Annotated in this window: 24 protein-coding genes and 1 pseudogene; 18 read left to right on the forward strand and 7 right to left on the reverse strand. The window is 46.8% G+C overall.

Annotated elements, in window-relative coordinates; all coding sequences use genetic code 11:
• Window positions 1-90 precede the first annotated feature (90 nt).
• From nudK to infC, 3 genes are all read right to left on the reverse strand, one after another.
• The gene (gene nudK / locus ABIA61_RS24090) at window positions 91-1,062 is read right to left on the reverse strand and encodes a GDP-mannose pyrophosphatase NudK (protein WP_283655313.1); all 972 of its coding nucleotides are present in this window, start codon (window positions 1,060-1,062) and stop codon (window positions 91-93) included.
• A gap of 2 nt (window positions 1,063-1,064) precedes the next feature.
• Entirely contained in the window at window positions 1,065-2,249 is a 1,185-nt protein-coding gene (locus tag ABIA61_RS24095) for a MerR family transcriptional regulator (RefSeq protein ID WP_283655314.1), read from the reverse strand.
• A gap of 304 nt (window positions 2,250-2,553) precedes the next feature.
• Window positions 2,554-3,069, reverse strand: a complete 516-nt coding sequence (infC, locus tag ABIA61_RS24100) for a translation initiation factor IF-3 (protein ID WP_283655315.1) — start codon at window positions 3,067-3,069, stop codon at window positions 2,554-2,556.
• A 227-nt stretch (window positions 3,070-3,296) separates the two neighbouring features.
• Here infC and ABIA61_RS24105 point away from each other — a divergent pair, with 227 nt between their 5' ends.
• The 5 genes and pseudogenes from ABIA61_RS24105 to ABIA61_RS26660 form a co-directional block, all read left to right on the forward strand.
• Window positions 3,297-4,292 carry an ABC transporter substrate-binding protein gene (locus tag ABIA61_RS24105; protein ID WP_404581355.1) on the forward strand — a complete coding sequence of 332 codons (996 nt, stop codon included), beginning with the start codon at window positions 3,297-3,299 and terminating at the stop codon, window positions 4,290-4,292.
• The gene (locus ABIA61_RS24110) at window positions 4,289-6,337 is read left to right on the forward strand and encodes an iron ABC transporter permease (RefSeq protein WP_404581356.1); all 2,049 of its coding nucleotides are present in this window, start codon (window positions 4,289-4,291) and stop codon (window positions 6,335-6,337) included. The genes ABIA61_RS24105 and ABIA61_RS24110 overlap by 4 nt, the downstream gene beginning before the upstream one ends.
• Window positions 6,338-6,492: 155 nt before the next feature.
• The gene (locus ABIA61_RS24115; RefSeq protein WP_404581357.1) at window positions 6,493-6,804 is read left to right on the forward strand and encodes an ArsR/SmtB family transcription factor; all 312 of its coding nucleotides are present in this window, start codon (window positions 6,493-6,495) and stop codon (window positions 6,802-6,804) included.
• Between the two features lie 383 nt (window positions 6,805-7,187).
• Window positions 7,188-7,718: an NAD(P)H-dependent oxidoreductase gene (locus ABIA61_RS24120; RefSeq protein ID WP_404581358.1), complete on the forward strand. Its 531-nt coding sequence runs from the start codon at window positions 7,188-7,190 to the stop codon at window positions 7,716-7,718.
• Window positions 7,719-7,912: 194 nt separating this feature from the next.
• Window positions 7,913-8,041: pseudogene (locus ABIA61_RS26660) on the forward strand (MFS transporter); the annotation flags it as partial.
• 165 nt (window positions 8,042-8,206) lie between these two features.
• On the opposite strand, the gene ABIA61_RS24125 reads toward ABIA61_RS26660, so the two are convergent.
• Complete coding sequence (locus tag ABIA61_RS24125) at window positions 8,207-8,437, reverse strand: helix-turn-helix domain-containing protein (RefSeq protein ID WP_404581359.1); 231 nt, start codon at window positions 8,435-8,437, stop codon at window positions 8,207-8,209.
• Between the two features lie 185 nt (window positions 8,438-8,622).
• Here ABIA61_RS24125 and ABIA61_RS24130 point away from each other — a divergent pair, with 185 nt between their 5' ends.
• The 7 genes from ABIA61_RS24130 to ABIA61_RS24160 all read left to right on the forward strand — a co-directional run bounded on the left by ABIA61_RS24130 (window position 8,623) and on the right by ABIA61_RS24160 (window position 13,569).
• Window positions 8,623-9,102, forward strand: a complete 480-nt coding sequence (locus ABIA61_RS24130; RefSeq protein WP_404581360.1) for a hypothetical protein — start codon at window positions 8,623-8,625, stop codon at window positions 9,100-9,102.
• Window positions 9,103-9,129: 27 nt separating this feature from the next.
• A complete protein-coding gene (locus ABIA61_RS24135; RefSeq protein WP_404520704.1) occupies window positions 9,130-9,279 on the forward strand; it encodes a hypothetical protein in 150 nt (49 codons plus the stop codon).
• A gap of 81 nt (window positions 9,280-9,360) precedes the next feature.
• Window positions 9,361-9,474, forward strand: coding sequence for a putative holin-like toxin (locus ABIA61_RS24140; protein ID WP_235332350.1), 114 nt, complete (start codon window positions 9,361-9,363; stop codon window positions 9,472-9,474).
• Window positions 9,475-9,535: 61 nt separating this feature from the next.
• Entirely contained in the window at window positions 9,536-10,060 is a 525-nt protein-coding gene (locus tag ABIA61_RS24145; RefSeq protein ID WP_404581361.1) for a hypothetical protein, read from the forward strand.
• A 24-nt stretch (window positions 10,061-10,084) separates the two neighbouring features.
• Window positions 10,085-11,551, forward strand: a complete 1,467-nt coding sequence (locus ABIA61_RS24150) for a sensor histidine kinase (RefSeq protein ID WP_404581362.1) — start codon at window positions 10,085-10,087, stop codon at window positions 11,549-11,551.
• A 199-nt stretch (window positions 11,552-11,750) separates the two neighbouring features.
• Window positions 11,751-12,857 carry a TolB family protein gene (locus tag ABIA61_RS24155; protein ID WP_283655323.1) on the forward strand — a complete coding sequence of 369 codons (1,107 nt, stop codon included), beginning with the start codon at window positions 11,751-11,753 and terminating at the stop codon, window positions 12,855-12,857.
• A 37-nt stretch (window positions 12,858-12,894) separates the two neighbouring features.
• The gene (locus ABIA61_RS24160) at window positions 12,895-13,569 is read left to right on the forward strand and encodes a VOC family protein (protein ID WP_283655324.1); all 675 of its coding nucleotides are present in this window, start codon (window positions 12,895-12,897) and stop codon (window positions 13,567-13,569) included.
• An 81-nt stretch (window positions 13,570-13,650) separates the two neighbouring features.
• On the opposite strand, the gene ABIA61_RS24165 is transcribed toward ABIA61_RS24160, so the two are convergent.
• Window positions 13,651-14,055, reverse strand: a complete 405-nt coding sequence (locus ABIA61_RS24165) for an Rrf2 family transcriptional regulator (protein WP_283655325.1) — start codon at window positions 14,053-14,055, stop codon at window positions 13,651-13,653.
• A gap of 200 nt (window positions 14,056-14,255) precedes the next feature.
• On the opposite strand from ABIA61_RS24165, the gene ABIA61_RS24170 reads away from it, so the two are divergent.
• Window positions 14,256-14,558, forward strand: a complete 303-nt coding sequence (locus ABIA61_RS24170) for a YunC family protein (protein WP_283656230.1) — start codon at window positions 14,256-14,258, stop codon at window positions 14,556-14,558.
• A gap of 140 nt (window positions 14,559-14,698) precedes the next feature.
• On the opposite strand, the gene mtnA is transcribed toward ABIA61_RS24170, so the two are convergent.
• Both mtnA and mtnK read right to left on the reverse strand, forming a co-directional pair.
• On the reverse strand, window positions 14,699-15,808 hold the full coding sequence (gene mtnA, locus ABIA61_RS24175) for an S-methyl-5-thioribose-1-phosphate isomerase (protein WP_283655326.1): 1,110 nt from the start codon (window positions 15,806-15,808) through the stop codon (window positions 14,699-14,701).
• Window positions 15,809-15,813: 5 nt separating this feature from the next.
• The gene (gene mtnK / locus ABIA61_RS24180) at window positions 15,814-17,037 is read right to left on the reverse strand and encodes an S-methyl-5-thioribose kinase (RefSeq protein WP_283655327.1); all 1,224 of its coding nucleotides are present in this window, start codon (window positions 17,035-17,037) and stop codon (window positions 15,814-15,816) included.
• Between the two features lie 311 nt (window positions 17,038-17,348).
• Between mtnK and ABIA61_RS24185 the strand changes: the two genes are divergently transcribed.
• The 5 genes from ABIA61_RS24185 (at window position 17,349) to sufU (ending at window position 22,184) form a co-directional block, all read left to right on the forward strand.
• The gene (locus ABIA61_RS24185) at window positions 17,349-17,819 is read left to right on the forward strand and encodes a Dps family protein (RefSeq protein ID WP_283655328.1); all 471 of its coding nucleotides are present in this window, start codon (window positions 17,349-17,351) and stop codon (window positions 17,817-17,819) included.
• A gap of 622 nt (window positions 17,820-18,441) precedes the next feature.
• Window positions 18,442-19,224: a Fe-S cluster assembly ATPase SufC gene (sufC, locus tag ABIA61_RS24190; protein ID WP_014280665.1), complete on the forward strand. Its 783-nt coding sequence runs from the start codon at window positions 18,442-18,444 to the stop codon at window positions 19,222-19,224.
• Window positions 19,225-19,247: 23 nt separating this feature from the next.
• Window positions 19,248-20,552, forward strand: coding sequence for a Fe-S cluster assembly protein SufD (gene sufD / locus ABIA61_RS24195; RefSeq protein ID WP_283657774.1), 1,305 nt, complete (start codon window positions 19,248-19,250; stop codon window positions 20,550-20,552).
• Window positions 20,549-21,772: a cysteine desulfurase gene (locus tag ABIA61_RS24200; protein WP_404581363.1), complete on the forward strand. Its 1,224-nt coding sequence runs from the start codon at window positions 20,549-20,551 to the stop codon at window positions 21,770-21,772. Before sufD ends, ABIA61_RS24200 begins: the two co-directional genes overlap by 4 nt.
• Complete coding sequence (gene sufU / locus ABIA61_RS24205; protein WP_283655330.1) at window positions 21,762-22,184, forward strand: Fe-S cluster assembly sulfur transfer protein SufU; 423 nt, start codon at window positions 21,762-21,764, stop codon at window positions 22,182-22,184. The genes ABIA61_RS24200 and sufU overlap by 11 nt, the downstream gene beginning before the upstream one ends.
• Window positions 22,185-22,202: the final 18 nt, after the last annotated feature.

Raw genomic sequence — 22,202 nt, forward strand, 5'->3', positions numbered from 1 at the left:
CATAAATAACGGCAAGCTCATTTGAATGGTAAGTGTTGGAGCATGTAAAGTGTTCAGAGTGATTTAGGTTTAGCAATAGATGGACTAAGTCTAGGGCTGGGTTACTGGTGGGAGATCCTCAAGATGTTCGAAAATAAGCAGTTGCTTCTCTCTTGCGACCTTTACCATTTCATCAGCACCCTGCGAGGGCCCTCCAATTCGAAGCACTGCATCGCAGTGATCTAGCAGGCGAATGGAGGACGGATGGAAAATGCGGTTGAAAACCTCATCTCCCAAAGAAGTGGAACCAGCTGTGGCGATTAGGGGCAATGCATACCACTCCCCTAGAACCGGTAAATGCCCAGTTTCATAAACTTGAAGAGCAATTTCATTCATGAACTGAACATTTTTCTCGATCAGCACGGGATCATCTGACGTTCCGGAACGATAAGGTCCCGCTATAAGAATATGCAACGAATTTGTTTTTTCCTTTAAAAGACCATGGATTTGAGCGTATTGGAGCAGCAAAATCGTCTTGGCATCACGAATTTCTCCGCTTTTGACCAAATTGAGCGCCTGAATAAAAGGAAGCTCTACCACTTCAATGTTTTCTTGATCATCCTCGAGTCCACCACCCAGTCCTGTTGCCATATCTTCGTTATACTCTGCTACAAAAAAGTACAGGATTTCGGTAACCGATCCGGGCGACATGTAGGCCTCACCAACCTTTTGTACACAGTCCACACGGTACCCTGTCTCTTCCTCCGTTTCCCGCAGGATACTTTCCTCCGGTGTCTCTTTATCGAGCAGACCTGCACAGGTTTCGATAAGCATTCCCGTCTCATTACCGTTCTGGTAGGTTGGCATTCGGAACTGTCTGGTCAATACTACGGTTTGTTTTTTTCGATTATAGAGAAGGATTGTTGCTCCGTTGCCGCGGTCGTACACTTCACGGGATTGTGTCTCCCATTGACCACTGTTTTTTTCATACTCGAACGTGACTTTCTTTAAGATGTACCAGTTATCCGATAAAAGCTCCTCTTTGACGATCCGTATTCTTGGTTGTTGCCCCGTTGCTTTCATGTTCATTTCCTCCCTAGAAATATTCCATTTTCTTTCGTCAGTTGAAGGACACCAGTCTGCTTCAGGTTTTGGTTGACATGGATACGAAACATATCGATGGCCTTTCCTACAAGTCGTTCCCTTGCATTCATCGGAGTCGAAATCATATAATCGATCAGGGGTTCCGCTTCGTCTACCATCAGGCGGTCGTCGTAATGGAGCAACAGAAGATTAGAAAAGCATGAAGACAGCAAGTCCATTCCGTTACCTAGGTGGAACCGATGAATCGCTTGGTCTAATACGCGAAGATCGGGGTCGAAGGAAGCCGCCAAGTCCTCAAGCTCCTGAAGGTGTTGCGTACTCATCGTCGACGTGCAAACTAGTCCACCTGGCTTTAGAACACGGTGCATTTCCTCGATCGCTCTGGGGATGTCCGAGACGTGATAAAGCATATTGTTAGCAAGCACTACATCGAATTGCTCATCGTGAAAAGGGAGCTGCTGGGCGTCAGCCGACAAAAATTTAAACATTGCATTGCTGCTTCCTAAGCGGCAACGTGCTTCCTCCACCATTCCGCTGGAGATATCGGTAAGCGTAATGCGCCAGCTATTGGGAATTCGTTCGGCATTTCTTAACCAAAAGGTCCCGTCACCGCAACCCAACTCGAGAATATGGGCTTCCGGTGTCACCTCCAGCTGATCAAAAACCCAACGATGCCAGCCTTGAGGATTCGTACTGAACTTGTCGTAAAGATTGATCCGTGCTTGCAAACGGGTGGCCGTCCGATATTGATCCCCCCAATTCTCTTCCTTCTGTACGGCTTGTATAAGCTCCGCGAAGCGATCCAAATCGGCTCCATCAGCCAACTTTTCCAAAGCTTTTCGAATAGCATGGACGATATGTTCCGTATGAGCGATCTTCTTCTGGAGAATATCGAGCTGTGCTTCCAACGAAAGTCTGATGTCCCCATCGGATATCAACTCTGCGTTTAAGATGTCTTTAATTTCTTGAAGAGATAGCCCGACATACTTCAACGTCTGAATCCGCTGCAGTCGTTTCAGTTCCTTCACCGTATACTTGCGAGCAGAGCCAGAATGATGGTCTTCCGGGGTCAATAGTCCAATCTGATCGTAATATCGCAAAGTTCGGAGTGTCATACCTGTACTTTTGGCAAGCTGCCCAGTCGATAAATAATCTCCTTTGCTCAACAGGTTCTCCCTCCTTCCCATGCATTGATTTTCCAGTATAACCAACTAGGTTAGTATACTTGGTGACGTAACGTCACCAGCAAGTTAAATTTTTCGATAATTGAGTGTGTGGAAAACAGGGACCCTGCTGTATGGTTATCACTATGATTTTGATGAGGAAGGTGGAAGGGGTTATTGAAGGTATAGATAAACGGTTATCAATAGAAAGAAGGGGGCCGAAACGGCCCCCCTCTTCATTCTGTGTAAACAGCCTGTTTTTGCTTTGAGATGGGGTTCGCCGAATAAAGAAACGATACTGATTTACTCAACGCGGATTTAATTTCACCTGTGAGCCCTTGCCGCCTGTCTGGATTCCGGTTTCCTTCATTCCGGCTTCTTTCAGATCGACCAATAGTCGCTCTAACACCGCTTTGGCGGCAGCCGCTTCCTTCGCGCCGGACGATTTCACGACCAACTGCACCGGCTTGCCGGAGCGCAGATGTTTGTCTGCTTGGCGCAGCTTTGTATCGTAATCATGTTCCTCGATATGAGCAGTGAAGCGAAGCTCCTTGACCTTTTCCTTACTGCTCTTTCCAGGCATGTTGCCACCGCTCACCTTGCGTGTTCCGGTTTCCTTCTGCGCGAGCGCTTTTCCCTTGCCCTTAGCTACTAGGCTACATGGCGGAGGACTGCTCATCAGTGATGTACAGACCAGATCCATTCCTTTGGATCGGGCCATAGCCAAGGCTTCCTCTCTCGAGACGATACCGATCTTCTCACCGTTGAGTCCAGTGAGCATGACCTCGGAAGCTTTTATTTGCTCGTTGATTAATACTGCCACGTAAATGAAGCCTCCCTTAAAAACAATGATAAAGCTATCATATACGGAACCCGTTTGCGATTCAATTTGGAATTCCGGGTAGCGGGCAGATGGAGCTTTCCAATGCGACATAGTACTTTTCTTTAGTACAATCTTTGTTGACAAAAACCATCAACCCCTATACTCTTTTACTGATAATGATTATCATTTTCTAATGAGACATATATATGCAGGGGTGAATGAGAGAAATGAAAAAGATGTTGAATGGCCTATTATTGTTTACGGTTTTTGCTATTGTATTGGCGGGTTGCGGATCAGTAGGAGATAGCTCGAAGCCAGGAGCCACTTCCGGGTCTGAGCAGACCAGCAAAGCGGCTGGGCCGGTTACGGTTAAAGACGATCACGGGGAAGTCAAGCTGGACAAGCCAGCGGAACGTGTCGTTGTCCTGGAATGGACGTTTACCGAAGATCTGATCGCGCTGGGTGTGCAGCCTGTTGGTAATGCGGACAACGAAGACTATAAGCTGTGGGTAACGCCGGAGGCGAAACTGGCTGATTCGGTCACTGATATCGGTACACGGGGCGAACCGAATTTGGAAGCGATCGCGGCGCTCAAGCCGGACCTTATTATCTCTAACGCAGACAATAATGCAGCGATTTACGCACAGCTTAAGGGAATCGCACCAACGATAGAATATGATCCTTACAAAGGAAACGGTTATGATTACGACCGCATGGTCGAGATCTTTAAGCAGATCGCTATGGCTACTGGAAAAACGGAGCAGGCGGATAAAGTCCTAAGCGAACTTGACCAACATTATAATGAGGCAAAGTCTACATTGGAAAAAGCGGGAAAAGCGAATTTCCACTACGCGCTGACTCAGGCTTTCACAGTTCAAAATGCTGCCAGCCTACGGATGTTCAAGGATAACTCGCTTGTAGTTGGGACGCTTGCGAAACTCGGTATGGTAAACGACTGGAAGTCGGACAAAACCGAGAAATATGGATTCAGCACTGTTGGCATCGAAGCTCTTCCGGCGGTACAGGACAGCCATTTTATCTACATTACGCAGAAGACGGACGATGTATTTGGAGCCGCGATGAAGAACAATTCAGTCTGGAAAGAACTGGATTTTGTCAAAGAAAAACGGACCTATCCACTGGACGGAACAACGTGGACGTTCGGGGGCCCAATCTCATCCAAAGTGTTGGTTGATCAGGTGGTTGGAGTCCTGACGAAATGACCCGAGCAGACAGAACGAATTTGTCGAAGGCTTGGCGTGTAGGAAGCATTTTTGGGGGCGGCTTGGCCGTCCTTATTGCGCTTTTTTTTGTAAGCTTGTGCTACGGAGAGGCGCCGATCCCGTTGCATACGGTAATCGAGGCGTTGACCCAGCGTCAGAATACGCTTGAGCACAATATGGTTTGGGATCTGCGGATGCCGCGTACGGTCATTGGAATCTTGGCTGGCGGTGCGCTGGCTATTGCCGGTGCGTTGCTACAGGCTATCACCAAAAATCCGTTGGCGGCTTCTGATACGCTCGGAATCAACGCTGGTGCCTACTTTGTGGTTGTGCTTGGCGCGGTGATGTTCCCCGCATTGCTGCATCAGGCTCCGTTTCTGTTTGCCGCCATCGGCGGCCTGCTGGCAGCGGTGCTTGCTTACTTCATGGGCGGTGGGCGAGCTGGCAGTCCGATCCGGCTGGCGCTTGCTGGCCTCATTGTGTCTATGGTGCTCGGTTCGTTTACCGGAGCATTACATATTTTTTACTCCTTTGAAACGCAGGGATTGTTTCTATGGGGTTCCGGTTCGCTTGTGCAAAACGATTGGAGTGGTACTACTTATGCTTGGCCCTGGGTTGTAGGACTCTCGGTTCTCGCGGTTTTACTGTCGAGGCAATTCGATGTGCTGGATCTGGATGAATCCACATCCACGTCCCTCGGGCAAAAGGTGGGCTTGACCCGGGCGGTGGGAATTGTATTGGCGGTCTTGCTGTCGACCATTACAGTCAGTGTCATTGGACCCATCGGGTTTGTAGGTTTAGTGGCTCCGCATTTGGTGCGCTTAAGCGGCCTGAAAATGCATCGCTGGGTGCTGCCTGGTTCCTTCTTGTGGGGGGCACTTTTATTGACGGGCGCTGACGTGCTGGCGAAAATGGTCCACCAATCAAGCATGGATCTGCCGACCGGAGCAGTAATGGCATTGATCGGGGCCCCTTGGTTAATTTGGCTGATCCTGTGGAGGATGAAACTGCCTTCCGGCATCGGCGGACAGTCTTCAATGAATATAGGTGTTCGCTCTCGGAAATTACCGTATGGCAGGCTGGTCACATTGCTCGCGTGTGGGGCCGTGCTGCTAACCGTATTCAGCCTGATGTTTGGAGGAATGCGCATTCCGGTGGGCGATCTACTGTCTGGCCTGTTCGGCGGTGAGAGCGCGAATTCGGCTTTGCTTCAGTTTAGAATTCCACGCACGCTGGTGGCGGCCGGGGCTGGTATCGCGCTTGCGGTCAGTGGTGTCTTGATCCAACTAGCCGTTCGCAATCCATTGGCGGATGCCTCGATCATCGGAGTTTCTTCTGGGGCGGGATTCGGCGCGCTTGCAGTAATCATCGTCTGGCCTGGGCTGCCTGTTTATGTGTTGCCAGTCGCGGCGATCGCCGGGGCGGCAGTTTCGGCGGCGGTGATCTTCTTTCTATCCTGGAAAAAACATCTGAATCCGTCTGTTGTCATATTACTCGGCATCGCCGTATCAGCGATCGGAGCAGCCGGAATTCAGGTGCTAATTATCCAAGGCTCGCTGTGGGGCAGTACGGGCTATATTTGGCTGACCGGTAGTACCTACGCTCGAAGCTGGGCGCAGGTGACGACGATTCTGGCCTTTCTGCTCGTGTTGTTGCCAGTAGCCTGGTGGCTAGCTCGCCGTTTCGATCTTCTGGTATTTGACGATAGCAGCGCCATGGGACTGGGGCTTCCGGTGCGTCGCACCCGGTTGCTGGCGATGGCAGTGGGTGTGCTGTTGGCGGGAGGAGCAGTAGCCTGCGTGGGTACGATTGGCTTCATCGGGCTGATTGCTCCGCATATCGTGCGCACATTGATCGGGCACCATGTGCGCCGTTCGATTGTCTTGTCGAGCATCTTGGGAGCGGTGATGCTGGTGTTGGCAGATACGATTGGACGGACGGTGCTTGCGCCGACGGAGATTCCTTCCGGCCTGCTGATCGCTCTGATCGGTGCGCCATATTTCCTGTACTTGATGTATCGCTCCAATCGTAGTAAGTCAGTGTAGTTGAAGTGGTACGCAAAAAGGCTGTTTCCGAGCGGATTTTCCGTGGGGGAAACAGCCAATTTTTATATAAACAGTGGCAGTTTTAATTCATTTCTTCTGCAAAGCTATCTGGATTTTATATTTACAAATCTAATAAAGTAGATATAATGTTCTGTATGGAACCGTTATTGATTTATAAAGCTTTGTCTAATGAGACACGTCGTCTAATTATGCTGTGGTTAAAAAATCCAGAGGAATTTTTTGATGAACAGGCTTATTTAAAGCAAGGGCTTAATTTTCGAATTGGTGTATGTGTGGGGGATATTCAGGCTAAAGCAGAACTTGCACAGTCTGTTATCTCAAGTTATTTATTAACGATGCAAAAAGCTGGTTTGTTGGAGTCTGAGCGAATTGGGAAGTGGACGTACTATCGTCGGAACGAAAAGACAATACAGGAATTTGCCGAGTACATTCAAAAGGAACTATAGACAGAAAGGAGGTTTTTTTCGTAAAATATATCTATGAATCTGTATATATAAATATGATGGAGACTTACTTTTAATTATGAAACAGGATAACTCTTTGCTTATTATTATTTTGGCTTTAGTGTTCAAAGTAAATTAAGTATTAGATTCGGAAAATAAAGATGTAGACTGAGAAAATAAAGTGTTAGACTGCCGGTACTGCGTTAAGCTAACGGGCAGGATAGCGTGGCGGAATCCTCTATGTTAATTCTCTGGTGATAAAAAGTGTGGAACCAGTAAAAAACACTTACCTTTATGTAAGTATCTGTACTAAAAGTGCATACTTTCATATTTCTAGCGTTCATTTTATTATCAAGATATAAATAATACTTAAGGAGGACAAATCTTTGAAAACTCTTGTTATTGTAGCGCATCCCAGCATGGAAACATCCGTCATTAATAAGCGGTGGGTAGAAGAACTGAAAAAATATCCAGAAAAGTATACTGTTCACGAGTTGTCTAAAGTTTACCCTGATGGAAACATCGACGTGGTAAAGGAACAAAAATTGGTTGAATCTCATGGTAATCTTGTTTTGCAGTTCCCTATATATTGGTTTAATTGTCCGCCTCTCCTAAAAAAATGGTTTGACGATGTTTTAACTTATGGATGGGCTTTTGGTTCAAATGGAGGAGATAAATTCAAGAATCGTAAAGTTGCTTTAGGTGTATCTGCAGGAATCGAAAAGCTAGATTATCACGAAAACGGAAGATATCAATATACGCTTGAACAAATACTGGTTCCATTTAAAATGACATTCCTATATTGCGATGCAGATTATCGTTCGTTCTTTGCATTTTATGGTGAGGAATATGATCGATCTGAAGAAACTGTGGAAAAAAGCACTGAAAATTATTTGAATTTTGTTGACAACCTATAATATGCATCTATATTTCGTTTGCAAGTTACCCATCAAAAAAATTGATTCATTTGAAGAATTAGTTTGTGAACTCACCACGACTGATACCGATGTTAAGCTATCGGGGGACGTTAGTTGAATGACAACAGCGGCAGTCTAAGACTTTATTTATCAAGTCTTGGTCTGCCGCTGCTTCCTTTAATGGATCAGTCTAATCACACTTGGGAATACACCAGCTTATCTGGAGCGGAATGATGTTTACGCTTCTGGCTTTTTTATCAATCATCATAAAAATAAGCATTTTGCAACAATCCCAAGAGCGATTTCAAATCAGCAATCTATAGATCGAAACGGTTTAGTTCGTCTATCTATTGTACTTTCGAGCGTTGGGAATCGAATGATGCAAAATGCTGAAATAAAAATGTTCAAATCGAATGCAGAGGAAGTAAACGTGGGACCCGTAAAAATAACTCTTTTCAGAGTCTATATTTTACGGGTCCCCGTTTTATTTAGAGCTTACGAATTTCAAATAAATCGTTAGGAGTGATATCGAAATAGACACACAATTTAGTGATAAGAGAGGCAGGTATACGCTTGTTCTCCATGTCCTTATTATGCATTAAATCCATAATCGTTGTTCTTCTATGGTTAATATCCTCAGATAACTTCAATACAGACACATCGTGCTTTTCAATTATTTCTCCTAGTTTACAGTATAAGACCCAATCCTTATTATCCATTAAAAAACCTCCAAAGACTGCATGTAAATTATTGCACACTAAACGTTCATATGCTATACTGTGTTTGTATATGATCGTTAAACGATCAAAAAGTTTTAATACTGATACCTTACCAAAGGGATGCACAACATATCCTTGGCTTTGCTATTGCCATTTTTCCAAAAATAGAATTGGGGGATGATACCATGATGCTAAACATTAAAGCCAACAAACAAGCCATCAAAACCATTGTTCGTATGGGACAGGTTTGGGAGCAAACAGAAGAAAACGAAGAAGCCGGGCTGCACTACTATCACATTACAGATGCCCTCAACCACCAATGGCAGACCATTGGGGTGAATGTTACTGATGCGATTCAAGTGTTTGAGCATGGGAACGATGGAGTGTGGACACGAATAATTCAACCAGCCCCATTTTACCCTGACCTGACTACGAACGATTTAATTCATATGCTCAATATTGGCCCAGAGGCTTGGCGTATACGCAACGCTATCCAAATCATATTGAATAACGTGGAAAGACGCAATGCATTTGTGAATCGCATCGTGAATGTGAATGACGAAGATGTATTGAATCTATTATACAATATGAGAAATGAATTTCTTAAGCGCGATCAGCTTTCAAACCAGAAGTTCATGGATTTATATGCTGTAAACCCTGTATAGGCGTTATCGGTCTACTTTCTGGAGTCTGTGGATGTTTATACATATTGGGAGTGGAGCGAGGCAGGGGATACATATAGCAAAGCCATTCAGTACAAACAAGTGAAACCTGAAATGACTTTAGCCGAAGCTATTGAAAAGGCAGAAGCTGAAGCCAGAGACTTGGTTTCAGGCTACTAATATCGTGTGCTATCATGTTTTTAACCATTCTATTGGCTTAGATGGGCGGTCGGTTCGTCTCCTGCAAAGGAGGTGACGCCTGTGGAGGTTAAAGAGGCGCTGACATTAATGATAATGTTTGGTACATTGCTGGTGACGCTGATCGGATTAGTCATCACAATTGTCGTTGCATTGAACCATAACCAAAAGAAGTAGATGAAAACGGAGGGGGTATTGATTTATGTTGAGAATGAAATGATCTATTGGAGGTAAACCGATGAATATTCGGATGTATCATGACTTCGATTTGCAGTTGGAGGAGGCTATTTGGGAGCTTGGAGAGGAAGCCGCTGGTATACTCCCATTAGACAGCAAAATGGCTGAGGAAAAAGCACAAAAGGCTTGGGACCTGATACCTGAACCTAAGCATAAATGGGGAATTACAAGCTTAACCTTGCATCAATACGTTCAAATTCTCAATTATAACGGTCAAACTCAGCGTTCCGCAGAGCTTTTAAATGAAGAGATTGTTGATATGGAGATCACTGGATATCGCATTGTGGATACCAACCCTTATATCCTGATGGCTGAAACGCTCCTTCTTCAAGGCAAAACGTTAGAGGCGCATGATTATCTCAAGAAGGCGTACTCTATTGGAAGTGCGAGAGCATTTCGAGACCAGCCCAAGCTCTATTTGAAAATAGCAAAAAGTAAGGCTTTGGATGAAAAGGAAGTACTATTTCAATTTTCAGGGTTGAATGTAAATTCCAGGATTTTGAGTGAGATAAAAGGAGACAAATAAAGAAAAGATGAGCGGTGATTATCCATGAGAATTAGCATCAAGTTGAAATTCAGCTTGTTTCTGGCTGTACTGCTTATTCTTGCTCTAGGTGTGCTAAGCTATTTTGTTCTTCAAGGGGTGGAAAAGAACCAGCTGACTCAAACCGAGGTTTATCTGGCCCAGCACGTCAAAACGGTTAATCTGCGGGTGAAGCAGACTTATTATACAGGAACGCGGATGGAGCCGCAGATATTTATGAGGCAGCGGGGCCGGGGACTGGCTACGGAGCTGGCCGGATTTACCGGACTGGGAGTCACGCTTTATGATGCGCAGGGGCTCCAGGTAGGCACCTCTATTCAAGACCCTCCAGTGGTAGACCAGCAAAGTGAAGTGAATGCTGCCCTGGCCTATGCGTTGCACAATAAAATAGCATATGAGGTTGTGGGGGACACACTCCTGTATCTGGCGCCGCTCCAAGGGCCGGAGGAACAAATGGGGGTAGTTCAGTTGCAATATTCACTCAAAAGCTCGCAGAGTTTTCTGCGAACCCTCCAGAATTTGTTCCTGACTACAGGGATTGCGGTACTTTTACTAAGCTTCATCATCGGATATTTGTATTTTAACCGGGCAGCCGCAGCTATTGGACGGTTGAAAAAGGCGGCAGAGGATATCCGCCGCGCCGAATATATCCAGGCTCCTCCGGTTAGGCGAAAGGATGAGCTGGGCGAGTTGGCCGAGGGCATCTACTTTATGAGCAAGGAGATTGAGCAGAGTATTGCTGCCAAAGATGAAGAGCAACGGAAGCTGCAACTGGCTATCCACAAGCTCCAAGCGCTGGAGCAGCAGCAGAAGCAATATATCGGCAACATTAGCCATGAATTCAAGACACCGTTGACCTCCATTAAAGCTTACGTGGATCTGCTGAATATTTACGACGATGATCCCAAGCTGCTGTTGGAAGCCAAGGCCAGCATCGCCAAGGAAACTCAGCGGCTATATGAAATGGTGGAGAAGGTGCTACAGGTGTCGGCGCTGGAAAAATATGATTTTGAGTCACAGGCCGAGCTGTTGGAGGTTGCAGAGGGGCTGCGGGATGTTTGTGCACGTATGAGTGGCAAGGCAGAGCGCTTCGGAATCACTATTTCCTGCGATGCGGAGCCAGCCCACATCTGGATTGATAAAGAGAGCTTTATGCATATTTTTATTAATTTGCTGGATAATGCGATCAAATACAATGTTCCTCAAGGAACTATTCATGTTCACAGCGAGCTTAGGGACAACCGGGTAAGGATCACGATCCGTGATTCCGGCATAGGCATTCCTGAGGAAGCCAGAGAGAGGATTTTCGAGCCTTTCTACACGGTCAACCGCGATCGATCCAGGCAATCGGGCGGCACGGGACTGGGACTGTCACTGGTTCGCAATCTGGTTGAGAAGCAGAATGGAAGCATTACGCTACTGGAGACGGAAGGTGAAGGTTCGGTCTTCGAGCTGTCTTTTCCAGCCACTTAATAGGTCTGTACTCTGCATCAAAGCTACTCAAAAAGTTTACAACTTGGAAACAAGCAGCCGTGGTTTGGAAATACTCCTCCGGTATGCTTAGAGCAGGCTAAGGCTACACAGGACTCAAGATTAGGCTTCCACAGCGAGTTTTGTACGAATCGAATTCAATCATGTCCATGCTGTACAAATCTTTAGGGGGAATCATGCAATGAACGCAAATATCCACAGCAAGCTGGGCAAGACAGGACTCATACTGCTCGCCACGGCGACTCTTATGTCCCTGACCGCTTGTACTACGGGGAACACGGAGGCGCGGCAGGTTGTAGAGAAGTCCGGCAAAAAGATTACCGTGATGGATAACACCACTGAATCCGTATACACCAAGTTGAAGCTGGAGGGCATTGCTAAGATTGAGGGTGTTCGCGGGATGGATTGGGTGAGTGAAGGCACGCTTGCGGTTGATAAAGAGAACAGGAAGCTGCCCCCCGTGATGATTGAGGGAGAAAAACGTTATCCACATAACCTCTATCAATATGATCTTGCTTCCAGTGGGGAGACGCCGCTGCTGGAGGGGGAGAAAAGCTACGGATTTGCAAAGCTGTCCCCTGACAGGAAGCATATGCTTTATCAGCAATTGTATGAATCCACAGGAATAGGCTACATCATGAATCTTGAAACCGGCGTTTCCGTGAAGATGTACGATGCAGAGTTTATGGCCGGGGAAGGCGTATGGGAGGATACAGGTCACGTTATTTTTCCCAATATGGAAGGGGACATTATCAGGGCTGATGTGAATGGAAAGAGTGAAGTCGCGGTCAAGACTGGACAGAGAAGTGTTTCTAGCGTAGCTCCGTCGGGAAATACGATCTACTATGTCGCTATGGGGAAATGGATCGCCTATGATATCGAAACCAAGCAATCCGAAGTCCTGAAAAAAGACATCTGGGCGGTCCTTCCTTCCCCGGATGGCGGCACGCTGGCGGTTGTTAAACACACCAAACCCGGGGAAAACGCATTGGTTCTCTGCGATACCAAAGGGAAAGAGCTGTTCACATTGGCTACGGGTATGCAACTGTTCGGTACAAGCTGGTCGCCGGATGGCAGCAAGCTGGCCTATGCGGTTTCTGAGGATGGAGATAAATACCGTTTTTTCATTACAGAAGCAGAAACAGGGGAGCAAACTCCGGTCTTGGGCGATAATAGCATAAGTGACCAGCTACGCTGGAGCCCTTCCGGTAAAAAGCTGCTGATTCCAACAGGGGTCATGAAGGACACTGGATATCAATCTACGGCTTATGTAATCAAGTTATCTTGAGCAAAAATCATTTATTTTAAGGGGGATGACGAACGCGATGAAAATAACAGAAGTGCTCTTAAATACACACAGATTTGAAGCCATGAAAGCTTTTTACGGCTCTCTCTTGGGCCTGGAGGTTCTGGAGGAAACCGCTTCACGGTTATCATTTGGAGCTGGCGAATCGGTTCTTGCTCTTCAGGAAAATTCCCTCATGGAGAATGAGTTTTATCACGTTGCGTTTGCGATTCCAACCAATAAGTTCATAGAGGCAAAACAATGGGTAATCGACCGGGGCATCTCATTGATTTCAAGAACCAGAGAGGATGAGTTTCTTTTCGAAAGCTGGAATGCAACAGCACTTTACTTCTATGATCCTGATCATAACCTCATCGAGTTCATTGCTCACCATTCGCTCGACAACGCAGTAGATGAAGCTTTCGGGCCAAAGCATTTACTTCGTATAAGTGAGATTGGCCTTCCAGTCGATAATGTTCCGGAATGTTGCAAAACTATCACAGCAATGTTCCAAATTGATTCATGGGGTGAGGCCGGGAAGCAATTCACTCCTCTAGGGGACGCGGAAGGATTATTAATTGTAATAGACAAGCAGCGGCCTTGGTTCCCGGACGATAGGATGCCGTGTGGGTTCAACACCAAGATCGTGATTAAAGGTGCAGGTTCTGCCAGTCTTTCGCTTCAAAATGGCTTGTACGAATTGAGATCAACCTGATTAATTAGATAAAGGGGATTAGCAAAAAGGCATACTTTTTGAAACAAAAAAGAGTGGCCCTTATCTCAAAATAAATATGGCTCAGAGAACCATTTTTATTTCTTTGGCAAGTTCGGATAACTTTTGATTTCTAAGATGCTCATCCATTTTGGTCTCCGCTGAAACCATTACTTTTTGAATTAAGCATTCTGCTTCATGGTTCATACAACAGTCGAACAAAGAAGTTGCGCCTTCAATTGCATGAATAACATCCAGGAACGAAATATCCTCCCAGTTCCGCTTCAATCTATAACCGCCATTGGCACCCGAAGTAGATTCAATCATTCCCGCCTTGACCAGCTTGGTCAGTATTTTGGACAAGTAAGTAGGCGAAACCCCTTGTCGATCCGCCAACTGTTGTACACCAACAGGCTTATTATTAGGGGGTGATACTACCAGAAAAAGCATGGTGTGAAGGGCATAGTTCGTCGCTTTAGAATACTTCATGCTCGGTGATCACCTCAATTCAGGATTTAATCTATATATAATATCCTTTATGATGCGGCATCGTCAAATTTTGAATGCTCCGACAGGGTGCACAAAAATTAGCGCCCTAATATTCAATATGTATCCACGGGTGTCCACACTCACCCCCAAATACTGCATAAAATATCCCGGATGAACAAAGAGGAGGTGCAGTGAAAACAATGATACACATGGAACCCATACAAGTGGGTAAGCATACATTTATCGGAGTTGAGGTCAAACTGCCTAAAACAACGCTGTTGACTATCTCCAACTCCCATGGTTACATCATGTGCGGCGCACTGGATGTCGGATTGCTGAATGAACGGCTGGGAGATCGGAAAATTCTTGCCGCACGAGCTGTGGGTGTAAAAACGCTGCGCGAATTGTTGGAAGCGCCCATGGAGTCGGTGACGACGGAAGCGGAGCAGCTTGGAATTAAGCCGGGTATGCCGGGGTATGAGGCACTTTTGAAGCTGGTCTAAGTGGAGCTTTTGCTGCACAAAGGTAGAAAAACGCGAAAAAACCGGGGCTGCTTCGCTCCGGTTTTTTCAAATAGAAAAGTTACATTTTATCGAGTAAAACGATTTCGCTTTCATACGAGCTGCATGGCCTGGCAAACGAATTAATCCGCAAATAAAGCGGGCAGGCTGTCGCTAAAGGGAGCTTGGACGATCCCTTTTTCGGTAATGATGGCGGTAATGTATTCATGAGGCGTAATGTCGAAAGCCGGGTTATAGACCTTGATGCCCTGTGGGGCTGTCCTTTTGCCGAAGCTTTCGGTGACTTCCTCCGCAGGACGCTCCTCGATGGGAATGTCTGCGCCTGTAGCAGTATGCAAATCAATCGTAGATAGCGGTGAAGCTACATAAAAAGGGATGCCATGTGCCTTGGCCAGCACAGCTAAGCTGTAAGTGCCGATTTTGTTGGCGACATCGCCATTAGCCGCCACTCTGTCCGTGCCAACGATGACGGCCTGGACCCATCCTTTGGCCATGACCATACCTGCCATGTTGTCACACAGCAGGGTTACATCAATGCCAGCCTGCTGGAGCTCAAACGCGGTCAGACGCGCCCCTTGGAGCACGGGACGTGTTTCGTCGGCAAACACTTTCAGGTGTATGCCGTTTTCATGTGCAAGGTACATGGGCGCGAGTGCCGTCCCGTATTTCGCTGTCGCCAGTCCGCCTGCATTGCAGTGAGTGAGCACGCCCATACCGTCTTCGAATAGAGGTAAAGCATGGACGCCGATCAGGCGGCATACTTCCTCATCCTCTGCCTGAATGGATATAGCTTCACGCTCCAATCCGGCATTCCAATCCTCGACCCGTCCTTCGGTCGCTTCGGCGGTTAGTTCTTTGGCCCGCTTCTTCATGCGGTCCAGCGCCCAGAACAGGTTCACTGCGGTCGGTCGTGATGTAGCTAAATGCCCGCAAACGCTGTGTACATGCTCCAGCCATCCAGCAGCATCGGTTCCGCCGTAAGCGGAAGCACCCAGCACGACGCCGTAGGCCGCAGCCATTCCGATGGCTGGCGCACCGCGTACCTTCATGGCATGGATGCCATCCCACACTTCCTCGGCTGTGAACAAATCCAGCATCACGATGGATTCGGGCAGCAGGCGCTGGTCCAGCATGGACAAGTGGTCACCTTTCCACACCAGCGACGAGAGAGCCTGACCAGGCGCGATTGCTTCATTGAAAGCTTTAGTCGTAGATTCTTTATTTTCACTCATATCCATTAAGCTCCTTTAGTTGGGGCAGCCGTTGCTGTCTGAATAATGTCTCCCAATTCACGGATCGAATGCACCTCGCGATTGCGGAGAACCAAGGCTTTTCCTATAGATAACGCCAGTCTTTCCGCTGCTTCCTTGATCGCAGGATCGGCAATCGTGTCTATATCGGCCACATGCGACAAGCTGATGATCCGGCGGATGACCTTGCAGCCTGCAAAGCCAATCGTATCTTGCAGCACTTTCTGGAGGTACAAGTCCTGATATCCCGGCGTGCGGGCCATGTGGTCAGTAACATGCTGGTCCCACAGTTTGCGGAACCCGCACTCAAACTGCTCCCATACCTGAATGGCAGTCTCTAAAAGCCAGTCACGGCGTTCCTGTACAGCTGTCTCGCCAGAAGTCCATCCAGGTTGTGCTGCATAGTTCAACAGCAGATTGGCAATCACCGCTCCGATATCAAAGCCCATCGGTCCGTAGTAGGCAAACTCGGGATCAATGACTTTAGTGGACTCCGCTGTTACAAAAATACTGCCTGTATGAAGATCGCCGTGCAGAAGCGCTTCTGTCCGTGTCAGAAACTTCTCTCGCAGCAAAGCTACTTCCAGATGAATGGCCTGATCTGTACGAAGCGCCTCTGCCTCGTCTTCGATATAGGAACCGTAGTTGTTATTGTCTGAAAACCGATAAGGCTCGTCCAAAATAAGATCCTCGGTGATTTTACAAAGATCCGGGTTGATAAAGCGCTTGACCAGCTCTTTTTTGTCCTGCTGATTCATGCCCAGATCCGAGGTAAAAAAGAGCGTACGCGCCAGAAACTCTCCAATATGGTCAGCAAAATGCGGATATGTGTTTCCTTCGATTAATCCTTTGCGCATGATTGTGTACGAGCTTAGATCCTCCATCACAGTCAAGGCGAGTTCATCGTCATAGCCGAGCACCGCAGGAACGAGCTCAGGGCAAATGTGGTGCTCCTTCTGAAGCGCCTCGCGTTCAATACGGGCACGATCCAGTGACAGCGGCCAGGATTCACCTACGATTTTCACATAGGGAAGCGCCTGTTTGGCAATGATACTCTTGTCAGATTCAGAATCCGTAATATGAAAAACCAGATTCAGGTTGCCATCACCGATTTCGCGGCATTCCAGACGAGCATCCTGACTAAAAAATCCGGGGATATTCTTCACAAATTCAATTGCTTCTTCTGTCGTAAAAGCATGATATTGGGACAACGAAGTCACCTCCATAAATTGTGCATACATCTATGATGAGAAATACTACAAGATTAAACCAACCATTTCGCTTGGATAGAGCCAAGTATAACGAAAATTGTTTGAGTTTTGTACATTTTTTTTGTGGGGAGGCGGAATAGGAGAAAGGAACGTAAGATTTTGTTTCGTCTTCATATGAGAAGGGTAAATAATAAACAGACGTCCGGCAGGCGAAATACCGTGCCCGCTGGCGTCTTCCCGTCAGAAGGACGGTGGATGAATACGTAAACGTTCCTGAATGATCAATTTGATGAAAAAGGAAGGGATTTATTATGGCTAAAACAACAAGCAACTCGAAAAATACGCAAACGAAATCGGTGGAAGAACTGTTAAACCGCCAGGTCGCTAACCTGAATGTACTATATGTGAAGATTCATAACTATCACTGGTATGTGAAAGGCTCCAACTTTTTCACACTCCATGTTAAATTTGAAGAACTATATAATGAAATTACGCTGAAAATGGACGAGATCGCCGAACGCCTGTTGGCGCTGAAAGGGTCTCCTTCCGCAACGTTAAAAGAATATCTGGAGCTGTCCTCCATTCATGAGGCAAGTGGCAATGAGGATGCGCCGAAAATGGTGCAAACGCTAATTGAGGACTTTGCCACTGTCTGCGAGGAATTTCAGGAAGGAATTGAGCTGGCTGAAAGCGCATCTGATCAGCCAACCGCAGATTTGCTGATTGGTTATAAAGCGGATCTGGAGAAACATATGTGGATGCTTCGCTCTTATCTGGGCTAATCGAAAAAATGATGCTGGAGGCTTAATTCTGGCAGTTGAATTCCATTTCATATAGATGGGTTTTTGTTCTGAAATAAGCGCTACATGTAAAAACGCTACTGACGTCATATTGTCGGTAGCGTTTTTATGGATGAAAAAGACAATTTACAGCATTTTAATGCTTTTTCATAGATCAGGATTTTGCATAATTCAATTCCAGTCGCTTTGCAAACTCCTCAGATGGGAAGCGATTATGATTGGATATGCGGTATGATGAAGAATTACGCTATAATAAAAATAGGAGGCAAACAATCACGGTAGAGTTTCACCTTTCCTCTTCGTTGTTCATCAGGATGGCTTTTGAACACACTTCATAATTTAGTGAGGTCCGTATGCTATTTTGCCATTTGTGAGCTGAGTTAGTATGAATATTTTATGAAGAAAGTCGCATAACGTGTGTCCGTTGGTTGCACCCTTAAAGATATTTATTATAAAATAACTTGAGAATCATTGAGAATCAGTTTAGAATGATTATAAATAAATTTTTAAATATTTTCGCTTGCTTGAAATCAGGGGGCTCCCCTGTTTAAATATACTTTCTGATTTCGACACCACACTACAAATTTTGGAGGGTATTCCGAATATGGCTACAAACTTTAAGATTGAAGGTCTCAAAGCGACCATTGAAGGCAAGGAAATTCTGAAAGGCATCAACCTCGAAATGAAGGGCGGAGAAATCCATGCCATCATGGGTCCTAACGGAACGGGTAAAAGTACATTGGCTTCTGCTTTGATGGGTCATCCCAAATATGAAGTCACAGATGGCCAAGTAACTTTGGACGGAGAAGACGTTCTGGACATGGAAGTGGATGAGCGCGCACGTGCGGGATTGTTCCTGGCTATGCAGTATCCGAGTGAAATTGCAGGGGTAACCAACTCCGACTTTTTGCGTAGTGCAATTAATGCACGCCGTGAGGAAGGCCAAGAAATTTCCTTGATTAAATTTATCCGCCAAATGGAAAGCAAAATGAAGGAACTCGAAATGAATCCTGAGTTTGCTCACCGTTATCTGAACGAAGGTTTCTCCGGTGGTGAGAAAAAACGGAATGAAATTTTGCAAATGATGATGATCGATCCGAAAATCGTCATTCTTGACGAAATCGACTCCGGTCTGGATATTGACGCTTTGAGAATCGTGGCTAGCGGTGTCAATGCTATGCGTTCCGAAGAGCGCGGTTTCCTCATCATTACTCACTACCAGCGTCTGTTGAATTACGTTAAGCCTGATTTCGTACATGTCATGATGCAAGGACGCATCGTTAAATCCGGTGGACCTGAGCTGGCTGAGCGTCTGGAAGCGGACGGTTACGACTGGATCAAGGAAGAACTGGGTATCGTTGATGAAACTGTAGGACAAGAGGCGTAAGCCGGAAGCGAGGAGGAAAACTAATGAGTACACAAACAATCCTTCCGGTAGATTCCGAGCAACTGCGTGTTCTGTCCGAACGTAACGGCGAGCCGTCATGGCTGACCGCAGACAGACAAAAAGCACTTGAGCTTGCAGGCAAACTGGAGCTTCCGGTATTTGAAAAAACTAAAATCGAACGTTGGAATCTCAACGATTACGGTCAACATAAAAACAGCGAGGCGATTGCATCGGTGGGGCAGGTTCCCGCAGCGATTGCCGATCTGGTAAAAGATCAGCAGGAGGGCGGTCTGATTATCCAGCGCAACTCCGGCGCGGTATATGTGAAGCTGAGCGAGGAATTGGCAGCGCAAGGCGTTATTTTCACGGATCTGCAAACGGCGGTTAAGGAGCATGGTGATTTAGTTAAAGCTCATCTGAATACGGTCATTAAGACGGATGAAAATTCATTGTCCGCGCTGCACGCAGCGATCTGGAACGGTGGAGTATTCGCTTATGTGCCGAAGAATGTGGAGTTAAGTGTTCCGCTTCAGGCTGTTTTTCTGACAGATGATGCGACGGCGACGTTTGCACCTCACGTACTGCTCATTGCTGAAAGCCATAGCTCCGTAACGTACGTAGACAACTATGTATCTGCGGATTTGGCAACACCTGTCATTCATAATGGCGCAGTAGAAGTGGTAGCGAATGCAGGAGCCAAGGTGCGCTATGCAACGGTGCATCAGCTTGGAGAGCAAGTAACGGATATTTCCATCCGCCGTGCTACGTTGGGTAATGACGCAGCTATCGAATGGATTGTCGGAGAAATGAACTATGGCAATACAGCGAGCAACACGATGTCCGTGCTGAAAGGCAACGGCTCCAACTCGGATGCCAAGATTATTGCTGTAGGCTCCGGCTCGCAAAAGCTGAACTATACGACACAAGCACAGCATTTTGGCAAAAGTTCAGCCAGCCAGATGATTACACGCGCAGTTATGCGTGAAAATGCATCTTCCATTATTAACGGTATTACGAAAATTGAAAAAGGTGCTACCAAAGCAGACGGCCAGCAAACAGAACGTGTTCTCATGCTTAGCCCGAAAGCGCGTGGTGACGCTAACCCGATCCTTCTGATTGATGAGGATGATGTGACCGCAGGTCACGCAGCTTCGGTCGGTCAGGTGAATCGTGAACAAGTGTATTACTTGATGTCCCGCGGGATTAGCCGTGCAGAAGCTGAACGCTTGATTATTTATGGCTTCCTGGCACCTGTCGTTTCTGAAATTCCGCTCGAAGGACTTCAACAGCAGCTGCAAAGCCTTGTTGAAAGGAAGTTAGGCCAATGAATACTGCATTGATCCGTGAACAGTTCCCGATTTTACATCAGGAGATTAACGGTCATCCGCTGGTTTATTTGGATAATGCGGCCACTTCGCAAAAACCGCTGGCGGTCATTGAGGCGATCAAGCACTACTACGAATATGATAATTCGAACGTTCATCGTGGAGTGCATACCTTGGGCAGCCGTGCTACGGATGCTTATGAAGGTGCGCGGGAGAAGGTAGCCCGCTTTCTGAATGCAAAGCGCAGTCAGGAAATTATTTTCACAAGAGGAACGACAACGGCGCTGAATCTGATTGCTTCTTCCTATGGCAGAGCCAACTGTCAGGAAGGTGATGAGATTGTCATCACACCGATGGAACATCACAGCAATCTGATTCCGTGGCAACAGGTAGCCAAAGCCACAGGCGCAACTTTAAAATATATCCCGCTTCAAGAGGACGGTAGCGTTGATCTTGCTGACGTGGAGAATACCATCACTGAAAACACAAAAATTGTAGCCATTGCGCATGTCTCCAATGTGCTTGGCGTTGTGAACCCGATCAAAGAGATTGCAGCTATTGCGCATCGCAAAGGCGCAGTCATCGTTGTAGACGGTGCACAAAGCACGCCACATATGAAAGTAGACGTGCAAGACATTGATGCTGACTTTTATGCTTTTTCTGGTCACAAAATGTGTGGTCCTACAGGGATCGGGGCACTGTACGGCAAGAAGGCGCTGCTGGAAAACATGGAGCCGATTGAGTTCGGCGGGGAAATGATCGACGATGTGGGATTGTATGAATCCACATGGAAGGAGCTGCCTTGGAAATTCGAAGGCGGAACCCCGATCATTGCCGGAGCTGTCGGTTTGGGAGCTGCCATTGATTTTCTGGAAAGCATCGGGCTGGACGCGATTGCACAGCATGAAAGCCGTCTGGCCAACTATGCTCTCAAACGTCTCCGTGAAGTGGATGGCTTGACGATTTACGGTCCTGCTGAACGTCATGTAGGACTCGTAACATTCAATCTGGATGATGTACATCCGCATGATGTAGCGACCGTGCTGGATAGTAAAGGGGTGGCTGTACGTGCAGGCCATCACTGTTGCCAGCCATTGATGCGCTGGTTGAAAGCCAGTGCAACGGCGCGAGCCAGCTTTTACCTCTATAACACGGAAGAGGAAGTCGACGTTTTGATCAGCGCCCTAATCCAAACGAAGGAGTATTTTGGCGATGCAACTTGATGACTTGTACCGACGTGTAATTATGGATCATTATAAAAATCCGCGGAATCGCGGACGTTTTGAGGATGACGTGGTCACGGTCGATTTGAACAATCCTACGTGTGGTGACCGGATTTCTCTTCAACTCAAGACGAAGGACGGCGTTGTCGAGGATGCCCGTTTTACAGGAGAAGGCTGTTCAATCAGTATGTCCTCCGCTTCAATGATGACAGAGGCGGTTAAGGGAAAAACGATTGATCAGGCACTGGATATGGCGAATCGCTTCTCTTCTCTGATGAAGGGTGAAGCCGCCGAATTCGACGATTATGAAGAGCTGGAAGCTTTGTCAGGTGTCAATAAGTTCCCGGCCCGTATCAAATGTGCGACTTTGGCCTGGAATGCGCTGCGCAAAGGAATTGATGAAAAACAATAATTTAACTAGAATAGAGGA

This window comes from Paenibacillus sp. RC21 (assembly GCF_044907935.1).
Taxonomy (GTDB): domain Bacteria; phylum Bacillota; class Bacilli; order Paenibacillales; family Paenibacillaceae; genus Paenibacillus; species Paenibacillus terrae_A.

What these genes read in the sequence shown, in the direction of transcription:
- nudK (WP_283655313.1), bottom strand. Translation starts at nt 1,062, where the DNA reads ATGAAAGCAACGGGGCAACAACCAAGAATACGGATCGTCAAAGAGGAG.
- ABIA61_RS24105 (WP_404581355.1), top strand. Translation starts at nt 3,297, where the DNA reads ATGAAAAAGATGTTGAATGGCCTATTATTGTTTACGGTTTTTGCTATT.
- ABIA61_RS24110 (WP_404581356.1), top strand. Translation starts at nt 4,289, where the DNA reads ATGACCCGAGCAGACAGAACGAATTTGTCGAAGGCTTGGCGTGTAGGA.
- ABIA61_RS24115 (WP_404581357.1), top strand. Translation starts at nt 6,493, where the DNA reads ATGGAACCGTTATTGATTTATAAAGCTTTGTCTAATGAGACACGTCGT.
- ABIA61_RS24125 (WP_404581359.1), bottom strand. Translation starts at nt 8,437, where the DNA reads ATGGATAATAAGGATTGGGTCTTATACTGTAAACTAGGAGAAATAATT.
- ABIA61_RS24130 (WP_404581360.1), top strand. Translation starts at nt 8,623, where the DNA reads ATGATGCTAAACATTAAAGCCAACAAACAAGCCATCAAAACCATTGTT.
- ABIA61_RS24145 (WP_404581361.1), top strand. Translation starts at nt 9,536, where the DNA reads ATGAATATTCGGATGTATCATGACTTCGATTTGCAGTTGGAGGAGGCT.
- ABIA61_RS24150 (WP_404581362.1), top strand. Translation starts at nt 10,085, where the DNA reads ATGAGAATTAGCATCAAGTTGAAATTCAGCTTGTTTCTGGCTGTACTG.
- ABIA61_RS24155 (WP_283655323.1), top strand. Translation starts at nt 11,751, where the DNA reads ATGAACGCAAATATCCACAGCAAGCTGGGCAAGACAGGACTCATACTG.
- ABIA61_RS24160 (WP_283655324.1), top strand. Translation starts at nt 12,895, where the DNA reads ATGAAAATAACAGAAGTGCTCTTAAATACACACAGATTTGAAGCCATG.
- ABIA61_RS24165 (WP_283655325.1), bottom strand. Translation starts at nt 14,055, where the DNA reads ATGAAGTATTCTAAAGCGACGAACTATGCCCTTCACACCATGCTTTTT.
- ABIA61_RS24170 (WP_283656230.1), top strand. Translation starts at nt 14,256, where the DNA reads ATGATACACATGGAACCCATACAAGTGGGTAAGCATACATTTATCGGA.
- mtnA (WP_283655326.1), bottom strand. Translation starts at nt 15,808, where the DNA reads ATGAGTGAAAATAAAGAATCTACGACTAAAGCTTTCAATGAAGCAATC.
- ABIA61_RS24185 (WP_283655328.1), top strand. Translation starts at nt 17,349, where the DNA reads ATGGCTAAAACAACAAGCAACTCGAAAAATACGCAAACGAAATCGGTG.
- sufC (WP_014280665.1), top strand. Translation starts at nt 18,442, where the DNA reads ATGGCTACAAACTTTAAGATTGAAGGTCTCAAAGCGACCATTGAAGGC.
- sufD (WP_283657774.1), top strand. Translation starts at nt 19,248, where the DNA reads ATGAGTACACAAACAATCCTTCCGGTAGATTCCGAGCAACTGCGTGTT.
- ABIA61_RS24200 (WP_404581363.1), top strand. Translation starts at nt 20,549, where the DNA reads ATGAATACTGCATTGATCCGTGAACAGTTCCCGATTTTACATCAGGAG.
- sufU (WP_283655330.1), top strand. Translation starts at nt 21,762, where the DNA reads ATGCAACTTGATGACTTGTACCGACGTGTAATTATGGATCATTATAAA.